Source organism: Alphaproteobacteria bacterium, assembly GCA_041396705.1.
Lineage (GTDB): Bacteria > Pseudomonadota > Alphaproteobacteria > CALKHQ01 > CALKHQ01 > CALKHQ01.
Genome location: JAWKYB010000017.1, coordinates 79,353 through 102,512, shown reverse-complemented (window position 1 = coordinate 102,512; position 23,160 = coordinate 79,353). Strand labels below are relative to the sequence as shown.

Here is a 23,160-nt window from a genome sequence, read left to right as displayed (position 1 = left end):
GCGGGGATGGACACGATCAACTTCATCGTGCTGCTGCTCGACGCCACCATCCGGGTGTCGACCCCGCTGGTGCTGGCAGCGCTGGCCGGCCTGTTCGCCGAGCGCTCGGGCGTGGTCAACATCGCGCTGGAAGGCAAGATGCTGTTCGCCGCCTTCTTTGCCGGCGCGGTCGCCGCCACCACCGGCAGCCCATGGCTGGGCCTGCTCGCGGCCATGGGCATCGCGATGGCGCTGGCGCTGGTCCACGCGGTGGCCAGCGTCACCTTCCGCGGCGACCAGGTCATCTCCGGCCTGGCCATCAACTTCGTCGCCGCCGGCCTGACCGTCACGCTGGGCCATGCCTGGTTCGGCCAGGGCGGCAAGACGCCGGCGCTGGAGATCGGCCAGCGCTTCGCACCGGTCGACCTGCCGCTGGCGCAGTCGGTGGCCGACGTGCCGGTGCTGGGCCAGCTGTGGTCGGAGCTGATCAGCGGCCACAACGTGCTGGTCTATCTGATGTTCGTGCTGGTGCCGCTGGTCTCGTGGGTGGTCTACCGCACCCGCTTCGGGCTCCGGCTGCGCGCGGTCGGCGAGAACCCGGCCGCCGTCGACACCGCCGGCATCTCGGTGGTGCGGATGCGCTATCTGGCGCTGATCGTCTCCGGCGCGCTTTGCGGCATTGCCGGCGCCTATCTGTCGATCGCCGACGGCGCCTTCTTCGGCCGCGACATGACCGCCGGCCGCGGCTATCTGGCGCTGGCCGCGCTGATCTTCGCCAAGTGGCGGCCGGTGCCGGTGCTCGGCGCCTGCTTCCTGTTCGGCCTGCTGCAGTCGCTGGAGGCGCGGCTGCAGGGCTGGCAGGTGCCCGGCATCGGCGAGGTGCCGGTGCAGGTGTTCCAGGCGCTGCCCTATGTGCTGACGGTGGTGCTGCTGGCCGGCTTCATCGGCAAGGCGGTCGCGCCGAAGGCGATCGGCCGGCCCTATGTGAAAGAGCGATGAGCGCGCCGGCGACGCTGCCGGACGGGCTCGCGCCGCTGTTCGCGCGGGCGAAGGCGGCGATGGCCAACGCCTATGCGCCCTACTCGCGCTTCCCGGTCGGCGCCTGCCTGCGCTGCGACGACGGCGGGCTCTATGCCGGCTGCAACGTCGAGAACGCGGCCTATCCGGTCGGCCAGTGCGCCGAGGCCTCCGCCATCGGCGCGATGGTGACGGCCGGCGGCCTGCGCATCGTCGAAGCGGTGGTGATCGGCCAGGGCGAGGCGCTGTGCACGCCCTGCGGCGGCTGCCGCCAGCGGCTGGCCGAGTTCGCCGACTGGACCATGCCGATCCACATCTGCGGGCCCGAGGGCCTGCGCCGCACATTCACGCTGCGGGACCTGCTGCCGCACGGCTTCGGCCCGCACAACCTCGATGACTGAGCGCGCGATGAGCGCGACCCCGCCGCAGACGCTGATCGCTGCGAAGCGCGACGGCGGCACGCTGTCCGTCGCCGAGATCGAGGCGATCGCGCAGGGCATCGCCAGCGAGTCCTGGTCGGAGGCGCAGGTCGCCGCATTCGCCATGGCCGTGTTCCTGCGCGGGCTCGACCGCGGCGAGCAGGTGGCGCTGACCCGGGCGATGACCGCCAGCGGCGCCGCGCTGGACTGGACCGACCTGCGCGACGGCCGGCCGATCGTCGACAAGCATTCGACCGGCGGTATCGGCGACAAGGTCAGCCTGATCCTGGCGCCGGCGCTGGCGGCCTGCGGCTGCGTGGTGCCGATGCTGTCCGGCCGCGGGCTCGGCCATACCGGCGGCACGCTCGACAAGCTGGAATCGATCCCCGGCTATCGCTGCGACGTGCCGACCGACCAGCTGCAGCGCATCTGCATGGAGGTCGGCTGCGCCATCGTCGGGGCGTCCGCCGACCTGGTACCGGCCGACCGGCGGCTCTATGCCATCCGCGACGTCACCGCTACCGTCGCATCGCTGCCGCTGATCGTCTCGTCGATCCTGTCGAAGAAGCTGGCCGAGGGCCTCGACGCGCTGGTGCTGGACGTCAAGACCGGGTCCGGCGCGTTCATGGTCGGCCGCGCCGCGGCGCTGGAGCTGGCCGAGGCGCTGGTCGCGGTCGCCAACGGTGCCGGCCTGCCGACCATGGCGCGGGTCACCGACATGAACCAGGTGCTCGGCCGCACCGCCGGCAACGCGCTGGAGGTGGGCGAGTGCATCGCGATGATGCGCGGCGAGCCCGGCGACGAGCGGCTGATGCGCGTGACCTCGGCGCTGGGCGGCGCGGTGCTGGCCAGGGTCGGGGTCGCCGACAGCGCCGACGAGGGTGCGGCGCGGATCGAGCGGGCGATCACCGACGGGCTCGCGGCCGAGCGCTTCGGCCGCATGGTCGCCGCCCTCGGCGGCTCGGCCGACCTGGTGGAGGACCCGGACGCCTTCCTGCCGCGCGCTCCGGTGGTGCGGCCCGCGGTGGCCGCCCGCGCGGGCCATGTGCGCTCGATCGACCTGCAGGCGCTCGGCATGGCCATCGTCGGCCTCGGCGGCGGCCGCACCAGGCCGAACGCGCCGATCGACCCGCGGGTCGGGCTGACCGACGTGGTGGCACCCGGCGACCGCGTCGACCGCGGCCAGCCGCTGGCGACGATCCACGCGGCCGGCGAGGACGGCTGGCGGCTGGCGGCGATCCAGGTCGCCGCCGCCGTCGTCATCGGCGACGAGGCGCCGGAGCCGGCCGGCGACGCGGTGATCGAAGCGGTCGAAGCGGCGGCGTAGACGCCGGCCTCAGGCGTGCCAGCCGGCGCTCTTCAGGTCGCCGTTGAGCGCGGCGTGATAGAGGTGGATGTGCTCGGCGACGCCGACATGGCGCGGGTTGCCACCGGCGCACGGGTCGATCGCCGCCAACTCCGCCATCCGGTCGACCGCGGCCGGGTCGACCTTGAGCGCGGCCAGCGTGTTCGGAATCGCGATCTCGGCGCGCAGGTCGAGCACCCAGCGCATGAAACCGTCGAAGCTGCCGTCGAGACCCAGATAGCGGGCCAGCCGCCCGATCCGCTGCTCGATGACCGGCCGGTTGTACGCCAGCACATAGGGCATGACCACGGCATTGGTCAGGCCGTGGTGGGTGTGGAACAGCGAGCCGCAGGGGTGGGACAGCGAATGGATCGCGCCCAGGCCCTTCTGGAACGCGGTCGAGCCCATCGAGGCCGCGACCATCATGTGGGCGCGCGCGGCCATGTCCTTGCCGTCGCGGACCGCCGCGGGCAGCCAGTCCTTGACCAGCCGCACGCCTTCGACCGCGATGCCGTCGGCCATCGGGTGGAAGCCCGGCGCGCAATAGGCCTCCAGGCAGTGGGCGAACGCGTCCATGCCGGTGGCCGCGGTCAGGTGCGGCGGCAGCCCGACCGTCAGTTCGGGGTCGGCGACCACGCATTTCGGCATCATCGCCGGGTGGAAGACGACGATCTTGCGGTCGGCCCCGACATTGGTGATCACCGAGGCGCGGCCGGTCTCGGAGCCGGTGCCGGCCGTGGTCGGCACCGCCACCACCGGTGCCACCCGGTCCGCGTCGACCCGCTTCCAGTTGTCGCCGACATCCTCGAAATCCCACATCGACCGCGTCTGGCCGGCCATCAGCGCCACCGCCTTGCCGGCGTCCAGCGCGCTGCCGCCGCCCCAGGCGATCACACCGTCATGGCCGCCGGCCTTGAACGCCGCCACCCCGGCCTCGACATTGGCGCCGACCGGGTTGCCCTGCACGTCGGCGAACACCGCGGCCGGCATGCCGGCCTCGGCCAGCCGCGCCTGCGCGTCGGCGATCATCGGCAGGCCGGCGAGCCCGGGGTCGGTGACGATCTGCGGCCGCGCGATGCCGGCGTAGCGGCAGGCGGCGGCGATCTCCGCGATCCGGCCGGGACCGAAGCGGATCGTCGTCGGGTAGTTCCAGTTGGCCTTCAGCGTGGCGGGGTCGATCGACATGCGCGGTTAACTCCCTGTCCGGCCCTCGGCGGCCGGTTCTGCGTCTTCTCGATAGCCGGCCGCGGCCGGCGTGCGCAACGGCGGTCCGCCGGGTGCGGCAAAGACGGCGCGGCCGCCTGCCTTGCGGCGGCGGTCGCCGGGTGTCTTACTTGACCGAACGGCGTCGTTCGCCAGCACGATGGACATGCCAGGGGAGGAGACCATGAACGATCTGCTGCTGACCAACGCGCGCATCATCGACGGCTCCGGCGGCGCGCCCTTCGACGGCGACATCCTGGTCGAGGACGGCACGATCGCCCAGGTGCGCCCGGCCAACGTCGCCGCGATCGGCGGCGACCGGCTGGCGCGGGTCGACTGCGGCGGCCGCACCGTGATGCCGGGCATGGTCGAGGCGCACTGCCACATCTCGTTCGACAACATCACCTCGTTCGAGGGCACGATCATGACCCCGGTCGAGGACCAGGCGCTGGTCTCGCTGAAGAACGCGCAATTGCTGCTGCAGCGCGGCTTCACCAGCCTGTTCAGCGCCGCGGCGGCCAAGCCGCGGCTCGACGTCGCCGTGCGCGACGCGATCGAGGCCGGCCATTTCGTCGGCCCGCGCATCCGCGCCTGCAGCCAGGAGATCACGCCCTCCGGCAACCTGGGCGACGCCAATACCAACTACCTGACGCTGCCGCGCGCGATCGCCTTCACCGTGATCGCCGACGGCGCGGACGCCTTCACCGAGGCCGGGCGGCTGGCGGCGCGCGACGGCGTCGACACGCTGAAGGTCAACGTCTCCGGCGACCGCGACTATGGCCGTATGCACGCCTACAGCACGGTCACCGTGATCACCGACGCCGAGCTTGCGGCGCTGGTCGCGGTGGCCAAGCCGCGCAACATGATGGTGGCGGCGCACTGCACCAGTTCCGACGGCGTCAAGATGTGCATCCGCCACGGCGTCGACGTGATCTACCACGCCGTGTTCGCCGACGCGGAGGCGCGCGACATGCTGGAGGCGGCGAAGGACCGGGTGTTCGTCGCGCCGACCATCGGCTTCCCATGGTCGCAGATCAACCGGCACCGGGAATTCGGCCTGCCGATGCCGCCGCGCAAGCTCGCGCTGCTGCAGGAGGAGCTTGCAACGTTGATCGACTGCATGAGCGACCTGCGCAAGCGCGGCGTGCGCATCCTGCCCGGCGGCGACTACGGCGCCGGCATCACCAACCCGATCGGTACCAACGCCCGCGACCTGGAGCACTTCGTCGGCCTGCTCGGCTTCACGCCGATGGAGGCGCTCGTCGCCGCCACCCGACTGGGCGGCGAGCTGATGGGCGAGCCGGAGCGGATCGGCCGGCTCGCGCCGGGCGCCCATGCCGACCTGCTGGTCGTCGACGGCGACCCGCTGGACGACATCCGCATCCTGCAGGATCCGGACCGCCTGAGTGCGGTGATGATCGGCGGCCGTTTCGCCCGCTACGAGATGCCACAGGCGCCGCAGGGCCTGCGCGTCTCCGCCTGAGTGCCGGCCACGAAAAAGGGGCGCCGCGATGCGGCGCCCCAGAGCGGCAGACACGGCCCTGGCAACGCTCAGAGCAACAGGTTGTCGCCCTTCACGACGCGTTCCAGGTTGCCGTTCTTCTTGAGCAGCTCGTGATCCTCGCGGATCTCCCTGTTCTCCTGCTTGATCTGCCAGATGTGGAACAGCACCCAGAAGATCACGCAGGCGATGACCAGCCAGACTTCGATGCCGACGAAGGGATAGATCGCAGCGATCTCCTCGCCGTTCACGTTCTGCCAGGTCTCGACGGGTGTGGTGGACATGGTTCGGCCCTCCCTCAGTTCTTGGCCCGGACGGCGGCCATCGTCGCCTCTTCGATCTCGGCCTGGTCCAGCGCTTCCGTGTGATTGGCCGCGAAATCGAGGCCCGCCAGCTCAACGTCGCGCGGGACGCGCAACAGCCCGAAGGCGTTGAGGATCTTGGCCAGGATGAACATCGGCAGGAAGCCCAGCACGAAGAACATGATGATCGCGCCGATGGTGTTGCCCCACGGCGTGATCGGCGTCGCCTCGCCGTGGTAGCCGGCCGTCGCCGGATGGCCCCACAGCAGGAAGCCGGCGATGACCAGCCCGGCGAAACCGGCATAGCCGTGCACCGCCACCGCACCGACCGCGTCGTCGAACTTGAACTTGCGCTCGGCCCAGTAGTGCAGCTTGTAGGCTATCCAGGCGCCGACGCCGCCGACCAGCATCGATTCGATCGGATGGTAGAGGTCGTTGCCGGCCGACGCCGTGATGATGCCGGCCAGACCCAGCGAATAGGTCCAGAAGGCATCGCCCTTCGACACCAGATAGCCGACCATCAGGCCGCCCGACAGCGACATCAGGAAGTTGAACGTAATTGCCGACAGGGTGGTGGGCGTCAGATAGATCGTGGTCGCCGTATAGAAGGTGGCGCCGCCCTCTGCGGTGCTGCCGATGAAGTCGCTGTCGATGATCGGCACGTTGCAGGCGACATAGAAGCCCCAGAAGCCGGTGTAGATCAGGAAGATGCCGACCGTGACCAGCCATGGATTGTTCGGCGGGATCACCCGCGCGGTGCCGTCCGGCTTGAACCGGCCGACACGCGGGCCGAGCACGATCAGCGCGCCCAACGCGGCGCCGCCGGCGATGGCGTGGATGACGCCGGAGGCATAGGCGTCGTGATAGCCGAGCTCGGTGACCATCCAGCCGTCCGGGTGCCAGCCCCAGGCCGCGTCGATGATCCAGGTGACCGAGCCGATCAGCACCGCCATGATCCAGAAGGCGCCGGAGCGGATGCGCTCGATCACCGAGCCGGAGACGATCGAGGCCGCCGTCCAAGAGAACAGCAGGAACGCCGCCCAGAACACGCCGGTGATGCGGTCCTGCATGTGCGTGCCCATGTTTTCCGACCATGGCAGATAGGTCGCCGCCGCCTCGGGCAGGTCGCCGGTGATGCCGGGAATGCCGTTGGGAAACGCGAAATAGATCCACCAGCCGAACAGATAGAACGTGACGGTGACCAGCGGGATCAGCATCGTGTTCTTCATCAGCGTGTGCATCTTGTTCTTGTTGCGCGATGCACCGACCTCATACATGCAGAAGCCCACATGGATGAGGAACATCAGCGCCACGGTCACCCAGTAGTAGAACTCGGTGAAGATGACCGATAGCGCGCTATTCGGGTCAGTCATCCAGTCCTTCTCCCCCTCTCGCCCGCCTGGCCGGCGCAACGCTGCGCAGCCCGCGGAGCCTCCGTCATGGCCGCCGCGCCGGCTCGATGTTATCTGTCCCTTGTTCGGACTTGCGGCATTGCAGGAAAGCCGCGCGCGGATCGTAAACGTTTGCAAAATCCGTCGGCTACGGCAACGCCAAAAGCAAGATCGACCTGACCGCTGGCAAGAATCGAACCAGAAATCGACGGCCGCGCAGACCGGTTCATGAACCAAACCGTCAATCGTCGCTGCTGTCGACTTGGCCGGATTCGGCCTCGTCTGCACAATTATGCGGCGCATCGTTGTGCGTTTCGCGGCTGAACCCGGTTCGGCCCGCGAAGGCCGTGCGCAATGCCCCTTGTGTGCACCGCCCCACCTGGCAAACCCGTGTCGTGCCGGGCCTGCGCAGCCGCGGTGCGCTTACGCCGCCAGACGAAGGCAACGCCCGGGTTCCGTCCGACCCGACGCCCGAGCCCCAACTACATGACGCAGTGCGTAATTAACTAATTCCCAATCTCCGAATGGACAATAGGCACTCCTGCGTGTAGCTGGCCTTTCTCCTGTTCCTCAGCCATGGAGACATTGCCGTGTCGCTCGACCCGACCGCGTTCCGCGAGGCCAAGGATTCCGTGCATGTGCTGCCGTTGCGGACCATGCCGATCAAGACGCGAAGTCTGAGCGACGCGCTGCTGACCAAGAACATGCACCTGGAAAGCGTGGTCGAGCTGTTCTCCGGTCCGTTCTCCGGCCGCGGGCACATTCCGCCGCGGCAGCTGCGCCAGCATTTCGACTTCGGCGACGGCCGGCACGACGACTACGAGCTGATCCTGAAGCTGAGCGAGCTGGCCAGCTTCGACGTCTACAGCGTGCGCGTCGCGCTGCGCGACCTCGGCCTCGACGTCGACACCGTCCAGCACCTGCGGCTGTCGCCGGAGATGGAGCGCCAGGTCTCGTCGCATCTGGCCGCCTTCATCAGGCCGCTGATGGCGCAGGTCTACGGCCATGCCGACGACGGCGAGAAAAGCTTCGCCGACATCCTGAAGCTGTTCCAGAGCCCGGACGTGGCAACGGCGAAGACCAACCTGATGCGGCTGGCCGAGCGCCTGGAGATCGGGCTGTTCGACATCCCGCTGTTCCTGGCGCGCTATGGCGACGTCTATCTGTCGCTGTCCTACTACGCCTTTTGCCTCAGCCAGCTCGAGCCGACGCTCGCCGATTTCCTCGGCGTGCTGCGCACCCTGCCGGAAGCCCCCGGCTATCGCGGCAGCCGCGAGATCGCCCACGCCTGCCAACTGATCGAGCGCCGGCTGACCAACGCCCGCTTCGGCATCGCGCAGGTCATCGACATCTTCCGGGTCGAGACCCAGCACATGTGGTCCGACATCTCCAGCGCCAGCTTCCAGCGCATGGAAGACACCATCCGCCACTACCAGAAGGACATCGGCGGCTCGGTCTGCGCGCTGACCGTGAAGCTGAACAGCTGGCTCGCGCTGAAGGGCAAGCACCACCCGCCGCGAATCGCCGCCTTCGTGATGTCCGACATGCTGCGCGGCATCGAGCACGTCACCCAGGTGCAGTTCCGCGACCTGCGGGACCAGCCGCCGGCCGAGCCGGCCGAGGACTGCGTCATCGAGCTGTGAGGCGCAGACGCGCCCGTGCCGCGGTTGCAGCGGGCGGCGCGGGCCCGTAAGATCACGCATCCCTTGGGGAGTAGCCGCTTCCGCCGCAGGAAGGGGCGCGTCAACAGGCTTGGCCCGGACCGCTACGGTTCCGGTCCGTGGCGCGTCCGGCACCGCGCTTGGCGAGACCATGGGTCCGGCGCCCCGCGGGGTCGGGCGGCCGCCGGGCCTTGGCCTGCCGCCGACCCGGGAATGTGCCGATGGAAAGCCTGCTCGTCTCGACCGGCGTCGTCGCCCTGGCCGAGATCGGCGACAAGACCCAGTTGCTGGCGCTGCTGCTGTGCGCGCGCTTCCGCGCGCCGCTGCCGATCCTCGCCGGCATCCTGATCGCCACCGTCGCCAACCATGCGCTGGCTGCCCTGCTTGGCACCGCCGTCGGCGACTGGCTGCAGAGCGAGGCGTTGCAGTGGGGGCTCGGTGCCGGTTTCGTCCTGATGGGCCTGTGGACCCTGAAACCCGACCGGCTGGACGGCGACTCGGCAGGCCCGGCCGACCGCTACGGCGCCTTCCTGACCACCCTGGTCGCGTTCTTTCTGGTCGAGATCGGCGACAAGACCCAGGTCGCCACCATGGCGCTGGCCGCCCGCTTCCAGGACATCGCGATGGTCACGGTCGGCACAACGCTCGGCATGATGGCGGCCAACGCGCCGGTGGTCGCGCTGGGCGGCTTCGCCGCCGACCGGCTGCCGCTGCGCACGATCAGGCTGGCCGCCGCCGCGCTGTTCGGGGCGCTGGGCGCCCTGGTCTGCCTCGAGGCGGCGGGCGTCGCCCTGTTCTGAGCTGCGGTCGGCCAGGGCCGGTCAGAATTTCCGATAGGCCTTGTTCAGCGTGACCATCGGGTGGTTCGGCGACATCTGGAACTTGATCAGCATCTCGCGCGCCAGCATGTCGCGGTCCTGCTGATTGTCGGGCAGGTCGACCGACTCCGGAATGGTCACCCAGCCGTTGATGTTGCGGTCGAACACCGCCGGGCGGCCGTCCTCGTAGCCCATGTGCACGTCCTCGAGCCAGTTGAGGTCGTCCCAGCCCATGGTCTCCATGTACTTGGCCAGGAACGGCGTGATCTTGCCGTAGTCCGGCAGCAGGTTGACGTCGTAGCGATAGCCGATGTGCTGGCCGATCTCGCGCTCGCGGGTCGAATCCAGCCCCTCGCCCTTCAGGAAGCGATCGACGTCGCCGGCCTCGCCGCTGCCCTTGTAACCGCCCTTGCCTGCCATTGGTCGTCTCCCTAATCCGTCGCCGTCGCGAGCCGCCGGCTGGCGGCGCGCCTCGCGACGACGGTCAGCGTGCCGGCCGTTGCCGCGCGCACGCGCCTAGAGGTGGTGATAGTCGGCGACGCCGACGGTGTAGTCGGTGCCAGCCAGCGGCACGCCGGCCATCGCCGACGCCTCCATGGTCAGCGCGGCCAGATCCTCCGGCTCCAGGCTGTGGACGTAGGTCTTGCCGCAGGCCCGCGCCAGCATCTGGCACTCGATGGTCAGCGTGTGCAGGAAGTTGTACACGCGCTCCGCCGCCTCGTCGGGGTCGAGCCGCGCGCGCAGCGCCGGGTCCTGCGTGGCGACGCCGACCGGGCAGCGGCCGGTGTGACAGTGATAGCAATAGCCGGATTCGACCCCGACTTCCTTCTCGTAGTCGGCCTCTGGGATGTCCTTGTTGCAGTTCAGCGCCATCAGGGCCGAGTGGCCGATTGCCACCGCGTCGGCGCCGAGCGCGATCGCCTTGGCGACGTCGCCGCCGTTGCGGATGCCGCCGGCGTAGATCAGGCTGATCTCGCCGGACTTGCCGACGTCGTCGAGCGCGCGGCGCGCCTGGCGGATGGCGGCGATGCCCGGCACACCGGTCTCCTCGGTGGCCAGGTGCGGGCCGGCGCCGGTGCCGCCCTCCATGCCGTCGATGTAGATCATGTCCGGGTCGCACTTGGCGGCCATGCGCACGTCGTCATAGACGCGGGCGGCGCCCAGCTTCAGCTGGATCGGGATCTGCCAGTCGGTCGCCTCGCGGATCTCCTCGATCTTCAGCGCCAAGTCGTCGGGGCCCAGCCAGTCCGGATGGCGGGCCGGCGAGCGCTGGTCGATGCCGGCGGGCAGCGAGCGCATCTCGGCGACCTGGTCGGTGACCTTCTGGCCCATCAGGTGGCCGCCGAGGCCGACCTTGCAGCCCTGGCCGATGAAGAACTCCACCGCGTCGGCCAGCCGCAGGTGGTGCGGGTTGAAGCCGTAGCGCGACTGGATGCACTGGTAGTACCACTTCGACGAATAGCGCCGCTCGTCCGGGATCATGCCGCCCTCGCCGGAGCAGGTGGCGGTGCCGGCCATGGTGGCGCCGCGGGCCAGCGCGGTCTTGGCCTCGTAGCTGAGCGCGCCGAAGCTCATGCCGGTGATGTAGACCGGAATGTCGAGCTCCAGCGGTCGCTTGGCGCGCGGGCCCAGCACGGTCTTGGTCTCGCACTTCTCGCGATAGCCCTCGATCACGAAGCGGGTCAGCGTGCCCGGCAGGAAGGTCAGGTCGTCCCAGCTCGGGATCTTCTTGAACAGGCTGAAGCCGCGCATGCGATAGCGGCCGAGCTCGGCCTTGATGTGGATGTCGTCGATGACGTTCGGCGGGAAGATGAAGCTGCGGCCAAGCAGATTGACGTTGCGCTTCGTCTTCTTCGCCGCTGGCTGCTCGACAGGCACCGGCTGCTGTTCAACGGGCATGCTTCCTACTCCTCATTCCGTCATCGCGCGCCGCCGAAGGCGGTGTGGCGATCCAGGGTGGCTGCGCGGGCATCGGGCGGTGGCCTGGATTGCCGCGTCGCTCCGCTCCTCGCAATGACGTTCCGGTTTGGCGGCCTAGAGAATGAGCTTCTTCTCGGCCGGCTCGAGGTTGTCGTAGTTCCACAGCTGCTTGCCGGCGACGACCTTCTGGAAATGGTCGACGCCCTGCGCCGGAACCATGTCGTACTGCTTCAGCTTGCGGGTCAGCCACGACCGGTCGAGGTCGGTCAGCTCTGCCGGCACCGCGTCGACGCCGAGCGAGGCGATCTTGCCGCCGACGAAGATGGTGCCGTCGTACATCGAATCGCCCAGATTGGCGCCCGCGTCGCCGCAGATCACCATGCGCCCGCGCTGCATCATGAAGCCGGAGAAGGCGCCGGTCGACTTGCCGACGATGATGGTGCCGCCCTTCATGTCGATGCCGGTGCGCGCGCCGACCTGGCCCTTGCAGACCAGGTCGCCGCCGCGCAGGGCGGCGCCGAACTGCGAGCCGGCGTTCTTCTCGATGACGACGGTGCCGGCCATCATGTTCTCGGCGCAGGACCAGCCGACCCGGCCGGAGATGCGCACGTTCGGACCGTCGATCAGGCCGACGCCGAAATAGCCCAGGCTGCCCTCGAAATAGAGGTTGAGCCGGTTGAGGATGCCGACGCCGAGCGAATGCCGCGCCATCGGGTTCTTGACCACGATGGTGCCGTGCCCCTCCAGCATCAGCGCGCGGATCTTCCTATTGACGTCCGCGGTCGACATGTCCTTGGCGTCGAACTCGGCGCGCTTGTTGAAGTCGACGTCCGGCGCATCGGGATAGGTGAGGTTCTCGGCCTCGTCGGCCTCGAAAAAGCGCTGCTGCGTGCGACCGCGGAGCTGCTCGGTATGCAGCCCCATGTCATAGCTGCGCTCAACCTGGCTCTTCAGGCCTGCCATACCCGGACCTCCCCGTCATATGGGTCGAAGGTGTCGATTTCCTGCGGAAAGATGCGGCGGATCGCGATCTCCTCCGAGGCCAGCGCCACTGCATCGTCGCTCTCGTAGAGCACCATCGGCTTCGCGGCCATCACGTCCTTGGCCATGCCCAGCGAGTCCGCGGTCGCGACCAGATAGGTGAAGACGCCATCCAGCTCCTCGACCGACTGGCGCAGCGAGTCCTCCAGGCTGTAGCCGTTCTCCAGCTTGTCGGCGGTGTAGACCGCCAGCAGCTCGGAATCGCAGTTGGACATGAAGCGCTGGCCCTTGCGCTCCAGCTCGCGGCGCTTGGTCCAGTAGTTGGTCAGCTGGCCGTTGTGGACCACCGAGATGTCGGAATAGGGGTAGGCCCAGTAGGGATGGGCGGAGCGGATGTCGACCGCCGATTCGGTCGCCATCCGGGTGTGGCCGATGCCGTGGGTGCCACGGAACTTGCCGAGCCCGTACTGGCCCGCCACCGTGCCGGCGTCGCCCAGATCCTTGATCAGCTCCAGCCCGCGGCCGAGCGACAGGATCTCCGCCCCCGGCACGTCTTCGACATGCTGGGCCAGCTTCTTCAGGTCGCCGTCGTACTTCATCACGTAGCGGAAGGCGTATTCGGTGGCGTCGTCGGTCGAGGCGATCGCCACGCCGAGGGCCTCCAGCCGCTGGTCGACCTCCTTGCGGCGGCGCTTGACCTCCTCGTGGATGGCCAGGCCCTTCACCAGGTCCTCCTGCTCGGCGACCTTGAAGCGCATGACCAGATAGTCGTCGTCCGGCACGCCGTAGACCGCAAAACCGGTGCTGTCCGGCCCGCGATGCTTCAGCGCCTGCAGCATCGACGTCATCTCGGCGCCGATGTCGGCGCTCTTGCCATTGCGATGGATCAGTCCGGCAATGCCGCACATGCTCTCTTACTCCTCAGGCCAACGCCCCCTCCGCCGACGGTCCGGCGGTCAGGGCAGGCAGTCCAGATAGGTGTTCATGTCCCATTCGGTGGTGGTGTGCATGAAGCGCTCCCACTCGTCGCGCTTGTACTCGTCGTAGATGCGGTACATGTCGCCCGGCATCGCCGACTTGATGACGTCGTCCTTGGCCAGCGCGGCCAGCGAATCGCCCAGGCTCATCGGCAGGCGGCGCACCTGCTTGCCAGCCTCCATCGCCTGGTAGATGTTGCGGTCCTCCGGCGGGCCCGGGTCGATGTCGTTGCGGATGCCGTCGTCGGCCGCCTTGATGATCGCCGCCGCCATCAGGTGCGGGTTCACCATGGAATCGACCGCGCGGTACTCGAACCGGCCCGGCGCCGAAATGCGCAGGCCGGTGGTGCGGTTCTGGTAGCCCCAATCGGCGAACACCGGCGCCCAGAAGCCGGTGTCCCACAGGCGGCGATAGCTGTTCACCGTCGAGCACCCGATCGCGGTCAGCGCGGCCAGGTGGGCGACGATGCCGCCGACCACCTGCAGGCCGACCTTGCCCGGCATCTGCGGGTCGTCGGTGTCGGGCATGAAGGTGTTCTCGCCGCCGCGGCGGTACATGAACACCTCTTCCATGCCCGGCAGCGGGTCGTTGCGCAGGCTGTTCAGCTTGTCCTCGCCGCCGCGCCAGAACGAGATGTTGTGGTGGCAGCCCGAGGCCGACACGCCCATGAACGGCTTGGTCATGAAGCAGGCGATCAGGTTGAACTCGCGCGCGACCTGGGCGCAGACCTGGCGGTAGGTGGTCAGCCGGTCGGCGGTGCGCAGCGGGTCGTCGAAGGTGAAATTGAGCTCGAGCTGGCCGGGGGCGTCCTCGTGGTCGCCCTGGATCATGTCGAGCCCCATCGCCTTGGAGTACTCGATCACCTTCATGTAGACCGGGCGCAGCTGCTCGAACTGGTTGATGTGATAGCAGTGCGGCTTGGTCACGCCGCCGTTGGGCCGGCCGTTCTCGTCCTTCTTCAGCCACATCATCTCCGGCTCGGTGCCGTGACGCATGTGCAGGCCGCCGTGGTCGCGCTGGAACTGGTCGTGGATGCGCTTCAGGTTGCCGCGGCAGTCGGCGCTGAGGTAGGCGCCGGGGTTCTGCCGCTCCTCGCGGTTGCGGAACAGGGTGCAGAACAGCCGCGCCACCCGCTTGTCCCAGGGCAGCTGGCAGAACGTCTCCGGCTCGGGGATGCCGACCAGCTCCTTGTCCTGCGGACCGAAGCCGATGTACTCGCCGCGCCGGTTGGTGAACAGGTTGACCGTCGCGCCATAGACCAGCTGGAAGCCCTTCTCGGCCACCGACTCCCAGTGGTCCGACGGGATGCCCTTGCCGACGATGCGGCCGGTCACCGAGACGAACTGCAGGTAGAGATACTCGATGCCGAGCGCGTCGATCTTCTCGCGCACCTGCCTGACCTGCTCGTCGCGCCCTTCGGCTTGGACGAATGCCTCGATGTCCATCATGATCTGCCCCCTGCTCTCCTCACCGGCCGCTCGCGGCGCCCGCCGGCTCTTGCCTTGTCGGACCGGTTTCGCCCGTCGCGGTGCGGCGAACGACCGGACCATTGTGTGGCCCAATTCTGGACCAGTATGGACCTCAGTCTAACCAATCATGGCGCGCCTGCAAGCCCCCGCGCAGCGGCGCCGGCGCCCCGGATCAGCTCCAGGGGAACGGACTGTTCGAGGTCGGGTGCAGCTTGCCTTCGGCGAAGCGGCTGAAACGGAACGGTTCCAGCAGCCGGCTCGGCCCACCCAGGATCTCGTCGGCGACCAGCTGGCCGACGCCGATCATCTTGTAGCCGTGGTTGGAGTCGGCGATGACGTGGACGTTCTCGCGGAACACGTCGAACACCGGGAAGCTGTCGGGCGTGAAGCAGCCGATGCCGCCGGACGGCTCCTTCTTGTAACGGCCGATCTGGCCGGAGAAGCGTTCCTGGCAGTGGGCCAGCGCCGAGCACCACATGTGCGCGAAGTGGTCGTCGACGATGAATTCCGGCGAATCCGGACCGTAGGGGTCGACCGCGACCTCGTCGGCCGGGCGCTCGACCGGGAACGGCATCGCGCCGCCCTGCACGCCGCCGAAGTTGAAGTCGGGCTTGTAGTAGATGCCCCACAGCTTGTCGGTGATCAGCGAGCCGTCGACGTCGGAATAGAGCGGCGCGTCGGTGTCGACGTGGATCACCGGCGGCATGCGGCCGTCGTTGGTCTTCTGCAGCTCCGGGTCGACGCCCAGCGTGCCCTCCTGCAGGCTCCAGTATTTCCACATCGGCACGTCGCGCAGCATCTGGCCGTCGGGGCCCTTGATGTCGACCGTCTTCGGCAGCTCCAGCATGTCCCACAGGCTCTTCACCCAGGGGCCGGCGCCGATCACCACGTGGTCGCAGGCGATGCTGCCCTTGTCGGTCTCGACCGCGCTCACCGCGCCGCTGCCGTTGCCGGTCTTGAAGCCGACCACCTTGACGCCGGTGACGATGCGCACGCCCTCGTCCTCGGCCTTCTTGGCCAGGCCGTACATCGAGGCGGTGTTGTTGGCGTAGCCGCCCTTCTTCTCGTGCAGCACGCTGGTGATGCCCTGGGCGCGCCAGTCGCTGAGAATCTCCTTCATGTAGGCGGTGCAGGCCTTGTCGCCCTCGATGAAGTCGCTGTCGTAGCCGATCGCGCGCTGCTGCTCGAAGATGGTGGCGACCTGCGCGTGCATCACCTCCGGGCTGATCTGCATGTAGCCGACCGGGTGATAGTGATAGGCCTCCGGATCGCTCTCCCACACCGAGACCGAATGGGCCATCAGCTCGCGCATCGCCGGCTGGTAGTAGTTGTTGCGGATCACGCCGCAGGCGATGCCGGACGCGCCGGCCGCGATGCCGGCCTTGTCCAGAACCACGATGTCGGCCCCGCCGCCGCTGCCGCGCGCCTTCAGCCCCTTGGCCAGATGCATGGCCGTGCTGAGGCCGTGGATGCCGGCCCCGATGATCACGTAACGGCAGTGGGATGGCAGCGCCATGGATGCTCTCCGTGAGGCCGGGCAGCCCGCTGCCCGCGACGCCTTGCAGGCCGAACACTATGACCGTTCGGACCGGCTGCATAGCCAATACTGTACCGAAGCTTGATTTCGGTCCAAATTGGTTCATAATTCGGTCCACTTTGGTCAATTGCCGGCGGGCGCGGCGACGCGCGGTGTGCCCGGTGGCCGGGACAGGGATGACGCCCGATGAACGAGACCGTTGCCGTGGTGCGCGACACCAACGCAGGCCAGTCGATCGAGCGCAAGGGCGCCGCCTGGATCAAGCTGAAGCTCAGGCAGTCGATCATCGACGGGGTCTACGCCTTCGGCGAGCGGCTGCCGGCCGAGCGCCAGATGGCGCAGACCTTCGCCAGCTCGCGCGGCACAGTGCGCAAGGCGCTGGAGGACCTGTGCGAGGACGGGTTCATCGAGCGGCGCGTCGGCAGCGGCACCTTCGTCACCTTCTCCGGCCAGCCGGCCGACGCCGACATCGCCGAGATCACCAGCCCGATGGAGCTGGTGCAGGTGCGCCAGACCGTGGAGCCGGCGATGATCCAGCTGGCGGTGCGCAACGCCACCATGCGCGACATCGCGCTGATCGCCTCGGCGGTGGAGCAGCTTGAGCAGTCGATGGACCCGGACACCTTCACCCACTGGGACCAGCGCTTCCACCTGCTGATCGCGGAGGCGACCCACAACCCGCTGATGGTGCTGATCTATCGCCAGATCAACCACGTCCGCGGCCATGCCCAGTGGCGAGCCGCCAAGGACAAGGTGCTGACCGCCCACCGCATGGCGGTCTACAACGAGCAGCACCGCGCCATCTACGAACGCATCCGCGACCGCGATTCCGACGGCTCGACCAAGCTGATCCACGAGCACCTCGCCGTGGCCCACTCCGACCTGGTGATCGCCTGAGGACGGTCAGGCCGGCGCCGGCATCGGACTTCTGCTCGCAACCCATCGGCAGGGCGCAATGCGCTGGTGGCGCTTCGAACCGACCGAGCCGGTGGAGCGTCATGTCGAGGCCAGCCTGCGCAAACGCCTCGAGGCGCTGTCCGCGCGTCGCCGAGCCACGTGATCGACCGACTGCCACAGCCCCGGTTCGAAGGATCTAGGAACGGAGGCCGACCCGCCTATGAGCTGTCGCAGGCCGCGGCCCGCGAAAGCAGGAAGGCCCGTTCCCTCGCATTCCCGCTCAGCGCGGCGGCGCGCTCGAAACAGTGCCGGGCCTCGGCGGGCCGGCCGGCGCGGAACAGGCAGTCGCCTATGGCGGCCGGCAACGGCGCATAGCCGCGCAGCGCGGCGCACCCTTCCAGCGGGGCCAGCAGCGCGAGGCCGGTCTGCGGTCCGTAGGCCATGCCGTGGGCGATCGCGCGGTTGAGTTCGACCACCGGCGAAGGCATGGCGGCGCGCAGGCGGTCGTAGAGCCCGGCAATCCGGCTCCAGTCGGTCTCGCCGGCCGAACGCGCCCGCGCGTGGCAGGCCGCCAGCGCAGCCTGCAGCGCATAGGGTCCGTCGGCGCCGCCCAGGACCTCGGCGCGGGCCAGCGCGGCGAGGCCGCGCCGGATCAGCAGCCGGTCCCAGCGGGTGCGGTCCTGCTCGGTCAGGGGCACCAGCGCGCCATCAGCCGCGACCCGCGCCGCCTGGCGCGAGGCCTGAATGTCCATCAGGGCCGACAGGCCGTGCACCTCCGGCTCGTCGTCGGCGACGGCGACGAGAAGGCGGCCAAGGCGCCGCGCCTCGTCGCAGAGCGCAGGCCGGATCAGGTCCTCTCCGGCGGTCGCCGCATAGCCTTCGTTGAACATCAGGTAGACGGATTCCAGCACGGACCCGAGCCGCGCGCGTCGCTCGGCCCCGTCCGGCACCTCGAACCGCAGGCCGGCCCCGCGAAGCTGCCGCTTCGCGCGCGCGATCCGCTGCGCCATCGCCGTCTCGCTCGACAGGAAGGCACGGGCGATCTCGGCGGTGGTGAGGCCGCCGATCAGGCGCAGCGTCAGGGCAATGCGCGACGCCGGACCCAGCATCGGATGGCAGGCGGCGAAGAACAGCCTGAGCAACGGGTCGCCCAGGCCATCCTCCTCCGTCTCGTCGAATACGGTGACGCCGCCGTCCAACGCGGCTTCCGTGGCGATCTCCGCGTGCTTGCGGGCCATCATGCGGCACCGCCGGAAGCCGTCGATGGCCCGGCGCTTGGCCGCGGCCATCAGCCAGGCGCCGGGACGCGCCGGGACGCCGCTGCGCGGCCATTCGGCCAGCGCCGCCACCAGCGCCTCCTGCGCCAGGTCCTCCGCCAGGCCGACATCGCGCACGAACCGGGCCAGGCCGCCGATCAGCCTGGCCCGCTCGATGCGGAACACCGTCTCGATCGTTCGCGCGGTCTTGCCTGCCGCCGTCGCGTCGGCCCAGCCTTGCGGCGCCGGGGCGCCGTCAGCCGGCTCGGTCGCCATCTGCGGGCCCCGACGGGACGCAAGCCTGCGTCAGCCGCCTTTGCTCCGCTCGCGGATCTTGTCGAGCTGTTCGCCGAGATCCTGCGCCATCGCCTCGCCGAAATCGCCCGCCTCGACTACCGGCCGGATCTCGATCTCGCTCGGGCCCGGCATCGGGTTGGGGCAGCGCTTCACCCATTCCACCGCCTCGTCCATGTCCGGCACCTCCCAGAGCCAGAAGCCGGCCACCAGTTCGCGGGTCTCGGCGAACGGGCCGTCGACCACCGTGCGGCCGGCGCCGTCGAACGCCACCCGCCTGCCCTGCGACGACGGCCGCAGGCCCTCGCCGGCCAGCAGCACGCCGGCCTTGATCAGCCGGTCGTTGAATTCGCACATTGCCGCCAGCAGCTCGGCCGACGGCAGCGCCCCCGCCTCGCTGTCCGCGGTCGCCTTCACGATCACCATCACGCGCATCGCACCGTCTCCTGCACCGGCGGAGCGACCGACGCGGCGCTCCCGACATCTCGACGAACCAACACGGCGCAGCATGACATCGCTGCAGATTTTTTTTGGCGATGTGGTGCGACCGGCCTCGCGCCGCCGCCCGTCCTGCCTATCCCCGCGCGACCGCCCGCCAGCCGATGTCGGTGCGGTAGAAGCCGTCGGGCCAGTCGATCTTGCGCACCGCCTCATAGGCGCGGGCCTGCGCCTTGGCGACCGTGTCGCCGAGCGCGGTGACGCCGAGTACGCGGCCGCCGTCGGCGACCAGGCGCTTGCCGTCCTTGGCGGTGCCGGCATGGAAGATCATCACGTCCTCCGCCCGCGCCGCCTCGCGCAGGTTGCGGATCTCGGTGCCGCGGACATAGTCCGACGGATAGCCGTTGGCGGCCATCACCACGCACAGCGCGGCCTGCTCGCGCCAGCGCAGCACCACCTGGTCGAGCATGCCGTCGACCGCCGCGATCAGCACCGGCGCCAGGTCCGACTTCAGCCGGGTCAGCAGCACCTGTGCCTCGGGGTCGCCGAAGCGCACGTTGAATTCCAGCACCTGCGGCCCCCTGGCCGTGATCATCAGGCCGACGAACAGCACGCCGACGAAGGGGGTGCCGGCTTCCGCCATCTCGGCCACCACCGGGCGGACCACCCGGTCCATCACCATCGCCTCCAGCGCCGAATCCAGTATCGGCGCCGGCGAATAGGCGCCCATGCCGCCGGTATTCGGCCCCTTGCCGCCGTCATAGGCAGCCTTGTGGTCCTGGGCCGAGCCCATCGCCACCGCCGAGCGGCCGTCGCACAGCGCGAAGAAGCTGACCTCCTCGCCCTCCAGGAACTCCTCGACCACGATCTCCGCGCCGGCCGGCCCGAAGCTGCGCTCTTCCAGGATCGCGTCGATCGCCGTCTCCGCCTCCGGGATCGAATGGCAGATGATCACGCCCTTGCCGGCGGCCAGCCCGTCGGCCTTGACCACGATCGGCGCGCCGTGGCGCATGACGAAGGTCTTGGCCTCCGTCGCCGCGGTGAAGCGGCCATAGGCGGCCGTCGGCGCGCCGACCTTCATGCAGATGTCCTTGGCGAAGCCCTTGGAACTCTCCAGCCGCGCCGCCGCCGCGGTCGGCCCGAAGGCGCGCACGCCGGCCGCCTGCAGCCGGTCGACCAGGCCGGCGGCCAGCGGCGCCTCAGGCCCGACCACGACCAGGTCGATCCCCTCCTGCTTCGCGAACGCGGTCAGTTTCTCGGTGTCGTCGGCACGGATCTTCACGCAGGTGGCGTGGGCGGCGATGCCGGGGTTGCCCGGCGCGCAATAGATCGCGTCGACCATCGGCGAGGACGCCAGCGCCCAGCACAGCGCATGTTCGCGCCCGCCCGAACCCACCACCAGGAAACGCATGCCGACCCCACTGCCGTTGCCGTATCGTGGCCGGGCGCGTGCGACAGACGGTTGTCACGCGCATGTCATGCCGGCCATGTCTTATGGTGTCCTGGCATGAGTCGTGCCAGCCACCGCAAGCGGGACACCGCATAGCAGCATGTCGGAGCAATCGCCACCTGCCGGACCCGATTCCGAGGACGGCTTCGCCGGCGCCGGCGGCAATGCGCCGGTCGTCAGCGTCGGCGACCTCGCCCGTCGGGTGAAAGGCACCATCGAGGACGCGTTCGGCTATGTGCGCGTCCGCGGTGAAATCTCGCGGCCCAGCTTCCCCGGCTCCGGCCACTGCTACCTGCGCCTGAAGGACGAGGACGCCGTGCTCGACGGCGTCATCTGGCGCGGCGTGCTGGGCCGGATCGGGCTCAGGCCCGAGGAGGGGCTGGAAGTGATCGCAACCGGCCGGCTGACCACCTATCCGGGCCGCTCCAGCTACCAGATCGTCATCGACCGGCTGGAGCTGGCCGGCGAGGGCGCGCTGCTGAAGCTGCTGGAGGACCGCCGCCGCAAGCTGGCCGCCGAGGGCCTGTTCGACGCCGAGCGCAAGCGGCCGCTGCCCTATCTGCCCGACGTCATCGGCGTCGTCACCTCGCCCACCGGCGCGGTGATCCGCGACATCCTGCACCGGCTGGCGGAGCGCTTCCCGCGCAGGGTGCTGGTCTGGCCGGTGCTGGTGCAGGGCGAGGGCGCGGCGGCGCAGATCGCCGCCGCGATCGCCGGCTTCAATGCGCTGCCCGCCGACGGCTGGCCGCGCCGACCCGACGTGCTGATCGTCGCCCGCGGCGGCGGCTCGCTGGAGGACCTGTGGGCGTTCAACGAGGAGGTGGTGGTCCGCGCCGCCGCCGCGTCGCAGATCCCGCTGATCTCCGCCGTCGGCCACGAGACCGACACCACCCTGATCGACCATGCCGCCGACCGCCGCGCACCGACGCCGACCGCGGCGGCCGAAATCGCGGTGCCGGTGCGCGCCGACCTGATGGCACGGGTGGCGGAGGACGGCGGCCGGCTCGCTGCAGCCGCGCGCCGCGCCACGCTCGGCCGCCAGCGCGACCTTGCCGGGCTGGCCCGCGGACTGCCCGATCCGCGCCGGCTGCTGGAGACGGCGTGGCAGCGTCTCGACGACCGCGCCGAAAGCCTGCGCAAGGACATGCGCGCAGACCTGCAACGGCGCAGCCATGCCCTCGGCCTCGCCGCCGGCCGGCTGAAGGACCCGCGCCAGCGCCTGGCCGAGCAGCGGGCCGCTCTCCGCCTCGCCGCCCAGCGCCTCGCGGCCGCCCATGCCGCCCGCCTGGCGGCAAGCCGGGCGCGGCTGGACCGCATCGCCGGCCGGCTGACGCTGGCGCCGGTGCGGCGCGAGCTCGGCCATGCCCGCAGCGGCCTGCCGCAGCTCGACGGGCGTCTGATCCGCGCGCGCGACGGCGCCCTGGTCCGCGCCCGCGACCGGCTCGGCCGGGCCGGTCCCCTGCTGGAGAGCCTGTCCTATCGCGCGGTGCTGCAACGCGGCTTCGCGGTCGTCCGCGACGATGCCGGCCAGCCGGTGATGTCGGCCGCCGGCACGCGCAGCGGCGCCCGCGCCTGGCTCGAGTTCCGCGACGGCCCCGGCGCCATGGTCCCGGTCGCGGTGACCGGCGCGCCCGGTCCGCGCCAGCCCGTCGCGGCCGCGCCCAGGGCGGCACGCCGCGAGCCGCCGCCCGCCGCGCGGCAGGACGACCTGTTCGGCAACGGAGACTGAGCATGGATGCGGACCGGATCGTCGACGACCTGCTGCTGCGCCTGCAGACGCGTGGCGGCCATGCCTATTTCGGAGAGGCGCTGAGCGAGACCGCCCACATGCTGCAGGCCGCGGCCGGCATCGCCGCGGCCAGGCCCGACGACCATGCCACCATCGCCGCCGGCCTGCTGCACGACATCGGCCACCTGCTGCACGACCTGGGCGAGGACGCGGCCGAGCGCGGCATCGACGCCGGTCACGAGGAGATCGGCTCCGACTACCTGGCGCAATGGTTCGGCGCGGCGGTGACCGAGCCCGTGCGCCTGCACGTGGATGCAAAGCGCTATCTGTGCGCGGTCGCGCCGGACTACGCCGCCGGGCTGTCGCCGGCGTCGGTGCGCAGCCTGGCGCTGCAGGGCGGGCCGATGGACGCCGCCGAGGCGGCCGCCTTCGCCGCCGGGCCGTATGCCGAGGCCGCCGTGCTGTTGCGGCGATGCGACGACGCCGGCAAGGACCCGGACCGCGCCTGCCCCGGGCTCGACCACTATCGCCCGATGCTGAAGGCGTTGCTGCGCCGCTGAGTGCGGCCCCGCCGT

General features: G+C 69.8%; 21 protein-coding genes. 9 read left to right on the top strand and 12 right to left on the bottom strand.

Going from position 1 to position 23,160, the window contains the following annotated elements; translation table 11 throughout:
* Nucleotides 1-6 precede the first annotated feature (6 nt).
* From R3F55_21620 to R3F55_21610, 3 genes are read left to right on the top strand one after another with little or no spacing between them, the layout of a single operon-like run.
* Nucleotides 7-978 carry an ABC transporter permease gene (locus R3F55_21620; GenBank protein ID MEZ5669984.1) on the top strand — a complete coding sequence of 324 codons (972 nt, stop codon included), beginning with the start codon at nt 7-9 and terminating at the stop codon, nt 976-978.
* Nucleotides 975-1,397 (top strand): cytidine deaminase, encoded by a 423-nt coding sequence (gene cdd / locus R3F55_21615; protein ID MEZ5669983.1) that lies wholly within the window; start codon nt 975-977, stop codon nt 1,395-1,397. Before R3F55_21620 ends, cdd begins: the two co-directional genes overlap by 4 nt.
* A gap of 7 nt (nt 1,398-1,404) precedes the next feature.
* On the top strand, nt 1,405-2,742 hold the full coding sequence (locus R3F55_21610) for a thymidine phosphorylase (protein MEZ5669982.1): 1,338 nt from the start codon (nt 1,405-1,407) through the stop codon (nt 2,740-2,742).
* Nucleotides 2,743-2,751: 9 nt separating this feature from the next.
* Here the strand turns inward: R3F55_21610 and R3F55_21605 are convergent, their stop codons facing one another.
* The gene (locus R3F55_21605; GenBank protein MEZ5669981.1) at nt 2,752-3,945 is read right to left on the bottom strand and encodes an iron-containing alcohol dehydrogenase; all 1,194 of its coding nucleotides are present in this window, start codon (nt 3,943-3,945) and stop codon (nt 2,752-2,754) included.
* A gap of 202 nt (nt 3,946-4,147) precedes the next feature.
* Here R3F55_21605 and R3F55_21600 point away from each other — a divergent pair, with 202 nt between their 5' ends.
* Nucleotides 4,148-5,446: an amidohydrolase family protein gene (locus tag R3F55_21600; GenBank protein MEZ5669980.1), complete on the top strand. Its 1,299-nt coding sequence runs from the start codon at nt 4,148-4,150 to the stop codon at nt 5,444-5,446.
* Nucleotides 5,447-5,514: 68 nt separating this feature from the next.
* Here R3F55_21600 and R3F55_21595 read toward each other — a convergent pair whose 3' ends face one another.
* On the bottom strand, nt 5,515-5,748 hold the full coding sequence (locus tag R3F55_21595; GenBank protein ID MEZ5669979.1) for a hypothetical protein: 234 nt from the start codon (nt 5,746-5,748) through the stop codon (nt 5,515-5,517).
* 14 nt (nt 5,749-5,762) lie between these two features.
* On the bottom strand, nt 5,763-7,139 hold the full coding sequence (locus tag R3F55_21590; GenBank protein ID MEZ5669978.1) for an ammonium transporter: 1,377 nt from the start codon (nt 7,137-7,139) through the stop codon (nt 5,763-5,765).
* Between the two features lie 608 nt (nt 7,140-7,747).
* Here R3F55_21590 and R3F55_21585 point away from each other — a divergent pair.
* Both R3F55_21585 and R3F55_21580 read left to right on the top strand, forming a co-directional pair.
* Nucleotides 7,748-8,800, top strand: coding sequence for a hypothetical protein (locus R3F55_21585; GenBank protein MEZ5669977.1), 1,053 nt, complete (start codon nt 7,748-7,750; stop codon nt 8,798-8,800).
* Between the two features lie 239 nt (nt 8,801-9,039).
* On the top strand, nt 9,040-9,618 hold the full coding sequence (locus R3F55_21580) for a TMEM165/GDT1 family protein (GenBank protein MEZ5669976.1): 579 nt from the start codon (nt 9,040-9,042) through the stop codon (nt 9,616-9,618).
* Nucleotides 9,619-9,639: 21 nt separating this feature from the next.
* Here R3F55_21580 and R3F55_21575 read toward each other — a convergent pair whose 3' ends face one another.
* The 6 genes from R3F55_21575 to R3F55_21550 all read right to left on the bottom strand — a co-directional run bounded on the left by R3F55_21575 (nt 9,640) and on the right by R3F55_21550 (nt 16,500).
* Nucleotides 9,640-10,056: a hypothetical protein gene (locus R3F55_21575; protein MEZ5669975.1), complete on the bottom strand. Its 417-nt coding sequence runs from the start codon at nt 10,054-10,056 to the stop codon at nt 9,640-9,642.
* Between the two features lie 96 nt (nt 10,057-10,152).
* On the bottom strand, nt 10,153-11,535 hold the full coding sequence (locus R3F55_21570; protein MEZ5669974.1) for an FMN-binding glutamate synthase family protein: 1,383 nt from the start codon (nt 11,533-11,535) through the stop codon (nt 10,153-10,155).
* Between the two features lie 135 nt (nt 11,536-11,670).
* Entirely contained in the window at nt 11,671-12,519 is an 849-nt protein-coding gene (locus tag R3F55_21565) for a GXGXG motif-containing protein (GenBank protein MEZ5669973.1), read from the bottom strand.
* Entirely contained in the window at nt 12,507-13,445 is a 939-nt protein-coding gene (locus R3F55_21560) for a glutamine amidotransferase (GenBank protein ID MEZ5669972.1), read from the bottom strand. Before R3F55_21560 ends, R3F55_21565 begins: the two co-directional genes overlap by 13 nt.
* A gap of 48 nt (nt 13,446-13,493) precedes the next feature.
* Complete coding sequence (locus tag R3F55_21555; protein ID MEZ5669971.1) at nt 13,494-14,963, bottom strand: glutamine synthetase family protein; 1,470 nt, start codon at nt 14,961-14,963, stop codon at nt 13,494-13,496.
* Nucleotides 14,964-15,156: 193 nt separating this feature from the next.
* Nucleotides 15,157-16,500, bottom strand: a complete 1,344-nt coding sequence (locus R3F55_21550; protein MEZ5669970.1) for an FAD-binding oxidoreductase — start codon at nt 16,498-16,500, stop codon at nt 15,157-15,159.
* A 207-nt stretch (nt 16,501-16,707) separates the two neighbouring features.
* Here R3F55_21550 and R3F55_21545 point away from each other — a divergent pair, with 207 nt between their 5' ends.
* Nucleotides 16,708-17,418 (top strand): FadR/GntR family transcriptional regulator, encoded by a 711-nt coding sequence (locus R3F55_21545; protein ID MEZ5669969.1) that lies wholly within the window; start codon nt 16,708-16,710, stop codon nt 17,416-17,418.
* A gap of 218 nt (nt 17,419-17,636) precedes the next feature.
* On the opposite strand, the gene R3F55_21540 is transcribed toward R3F55_21545, so the two are convergent.
* From R3F55_21540 to purD, 3 genes are all read right to left on the bottom strand, one after another.
* Entirely contained in the window at nt 17,637-18,950 is a 1,314-nt protein-coding gene (locus R3F55_21540) for a DUF6596 domain-containing protein (GenBank protein MEZ5669968.1), read from the bottom strand.
* Between the two features lie 30 nt (nt 18,951-18,980).
* Complete coding sequence (locus R3F55_21535) at nt 18,981-19,403, bottom strand: YciI family protein (protein MEZ5669967.1); 423 nt, start codon at nt 19,401-19,403, stop codon at nt 18,981-18,983.
* 139 nt (nt 19,404-19,542) lie between these two features.
* Nucleotides 19,543-20,817, bottom strand: coding sequence for a phosphoribosylamine--glycine ligase (gene purD, locus R3F55_21530; GenBank protein ID MEZ5669966.1), 1,275 nt, complete (start codon nt 20,815-20,817; stop codon nt 19,543-19,545).
* Nucleotides 20,818-20,956: 139 nt separating this feature from the next.
* Between purD and xseA the strand changes: the two genes are divergently transcribed.
* Nucleotides 20,957-22,585 carry an exodeoxyribonuclease VII large subunit gene (gene xseA, locus R3F55_21525; protein ID MEZ5669965.1) on the top strand — a complete coding sequence of 543 codons (1,629 nt, stop codon included), beginning with the start codon at nt 20,957-20,959 and terminating at the stop codon, nt 22,583-22,585.
* Nucleotides 22,586-22,587: 2 nt separating this feature from the next.
* A complete protein-coding gene (locus R3F55_21520; protein MEZ5669964.1) occupies nt 22,588-23,145 on the top strand; it encodes an HD domain-containing protein in 558 nt (185 codons plus the stop codon).
* The last annotated feature ends 15 nt before the right edge of the window (nt 23,146-23,160 follow it).

What these genes read in the sequence shown, in the direction of transcription:
- R3F55_21620 (MEZ5669984.1), top strand. Translation starts at nt 7, where the DNA reads ATGGACACGATCAACTTCATCGTGCTGCTGCTCGACGCCACCATCCGG.
- cdd (MEZ5669983.1), top strand. Translation starts at nt 975, where the DNA reads ATGAGCGCGCCGGCGACGCTGCCGGACGGGCTCGCGCCGCTGTTCGCG.
- R3F55_21610 (MEZ5669982.1), top strand. Translation starts at nt 1,405, where the DNA reads ATGAGCGCGACCCCGCCGCAGACGCTGATCGCTGCGAAGCGCGACGGC.
- R3F55_21605 (MEZ5669981.1), bottom strand. Translation starts at nt 3,945, where the DNA reads ATGTCGATCGACCCCGCCACGCTGAAGGCCAACTGGAACTACCCGACG.
- R3F55_21600 (MEZ5669980.1), top strand. Translation starts at nt 4,148, where the DNA reads ATGAACGATCTGCTGCTGACCAACGCGCGCATCATCGACGGCTCCGGC.
- R3F55_21595 (MEZ5669979.1), bottom strand. Translation starts at nt 5,748, where the DNA reads ATGTCCACCACACCCGTCGAGACCTGGCAGAACGTGAACGGCGAGGAG.
- R3F55_21590 (MEZ5669978.1), bottom strand. Translation starts at nt 7,139, where the DNA reads ATGACTGACCCGAATAGCGCGCTATCGGTCATCTTCACCGAGTTCTAC.
- R3F55_21580 (MEZ5669976.1), top strand. Translation starts at nt 9,040, where the DNA reads ATGGAAAGCCTGCTCGTCTCGACCGGCGTCGTCGCCCTGGCCGAGATC.
- R3F55_21575 (MEZ5669975.1), bottom strand. Translation starts at nt 10,056, where the DNA reads ATGGCAGGCAAGGGCGGTTACAAGGGCAGCGGCGAGGCCGGCGACGTC.
- R3F55_21570 (MEZ5669974.1), bottom strand. Translation starts at nt 11,535, where the DNA reads ATGCCCGTTGAACAGCAGCCGGTGCCTGTCGAGCAGCCAGCGGCGAAG.
- R3F55_21565 (MEZ5669973.1), bottom strand. Translation starts at nt 12,519, where the DNA reads ATGGCAGGCCTGAAGAGCCAGGTTGAGCGCAGCTATGACATGGGGCTG.
- R3F55_21560 (MEZ5669972.1), bottom strand. Translation starts at nt 13,445, where the DNA reads ATGTGCGGCATTGCCGGACTGATCCATCGCAATGGCAAGAGCGCCGAC.
- R3F55_21555 (MEZ5669971.1), bottom strand. Translation starts at nt 14,963, where the DNA reads ATGATGGACATCGAGGCATTCGTCCAAGCCGAAGGGCGCGACGAGCAG.
- R3F55_21550 (MEZ5669970.1), bottom strand. Translation starts at nt 16,500, where the DNA reads ATGGCGCTGCCATCCCACTGCCGTTACGTGATCATCGGGGCCGGCATC.
- R3F55_21545 (MEZ5669969.1), top strand. Translation starts at nt 16,708, where the DNA reads ATGAACGAGACCGTTGCCGTGGTGCGCGACACCAACGCAGGCCAGTCG.
- R3F55_21540 (MEZ5669968.1), bottom strand. Translation starts at nt 18,950, where the DNA reads ATGGCGACCGAGCCGGCTGACGGCGCCCCGGCGCCGCAAGGCTGGGCC.
- R3F55_21535 (MEZ5669967.1), bottom strand. Translation starts at nt 19,403, where the DNA reads ATGCGCGTGATGGTGATCGTGAAGGCGACCGCGGACAGCGAGGCGGGG.
- purD (MEZ5669966.1), bottom strand. Translation starts at nt 20,817, where the DNA reads ATGCGTTTCCTGGTGGTGGGTTCGGGCGGGCGCGAACATGCGCTGTGC.
- xseA (MEZ5669965.1), top strand. Translation starts at nt 20,957, where the DNA reads ATGTCGGAGCAATCGCCACCTGCCGGACCCGATTCCGAGGACGGCTTC.
- R3F55_21520 (MEZ5669964.1), top strand. Translation starts at nt 22,588, where the DNA reads ATGGATGCGGACCGGATCGTCGACGACCTGCTGCTGCGCCTGCAGACG.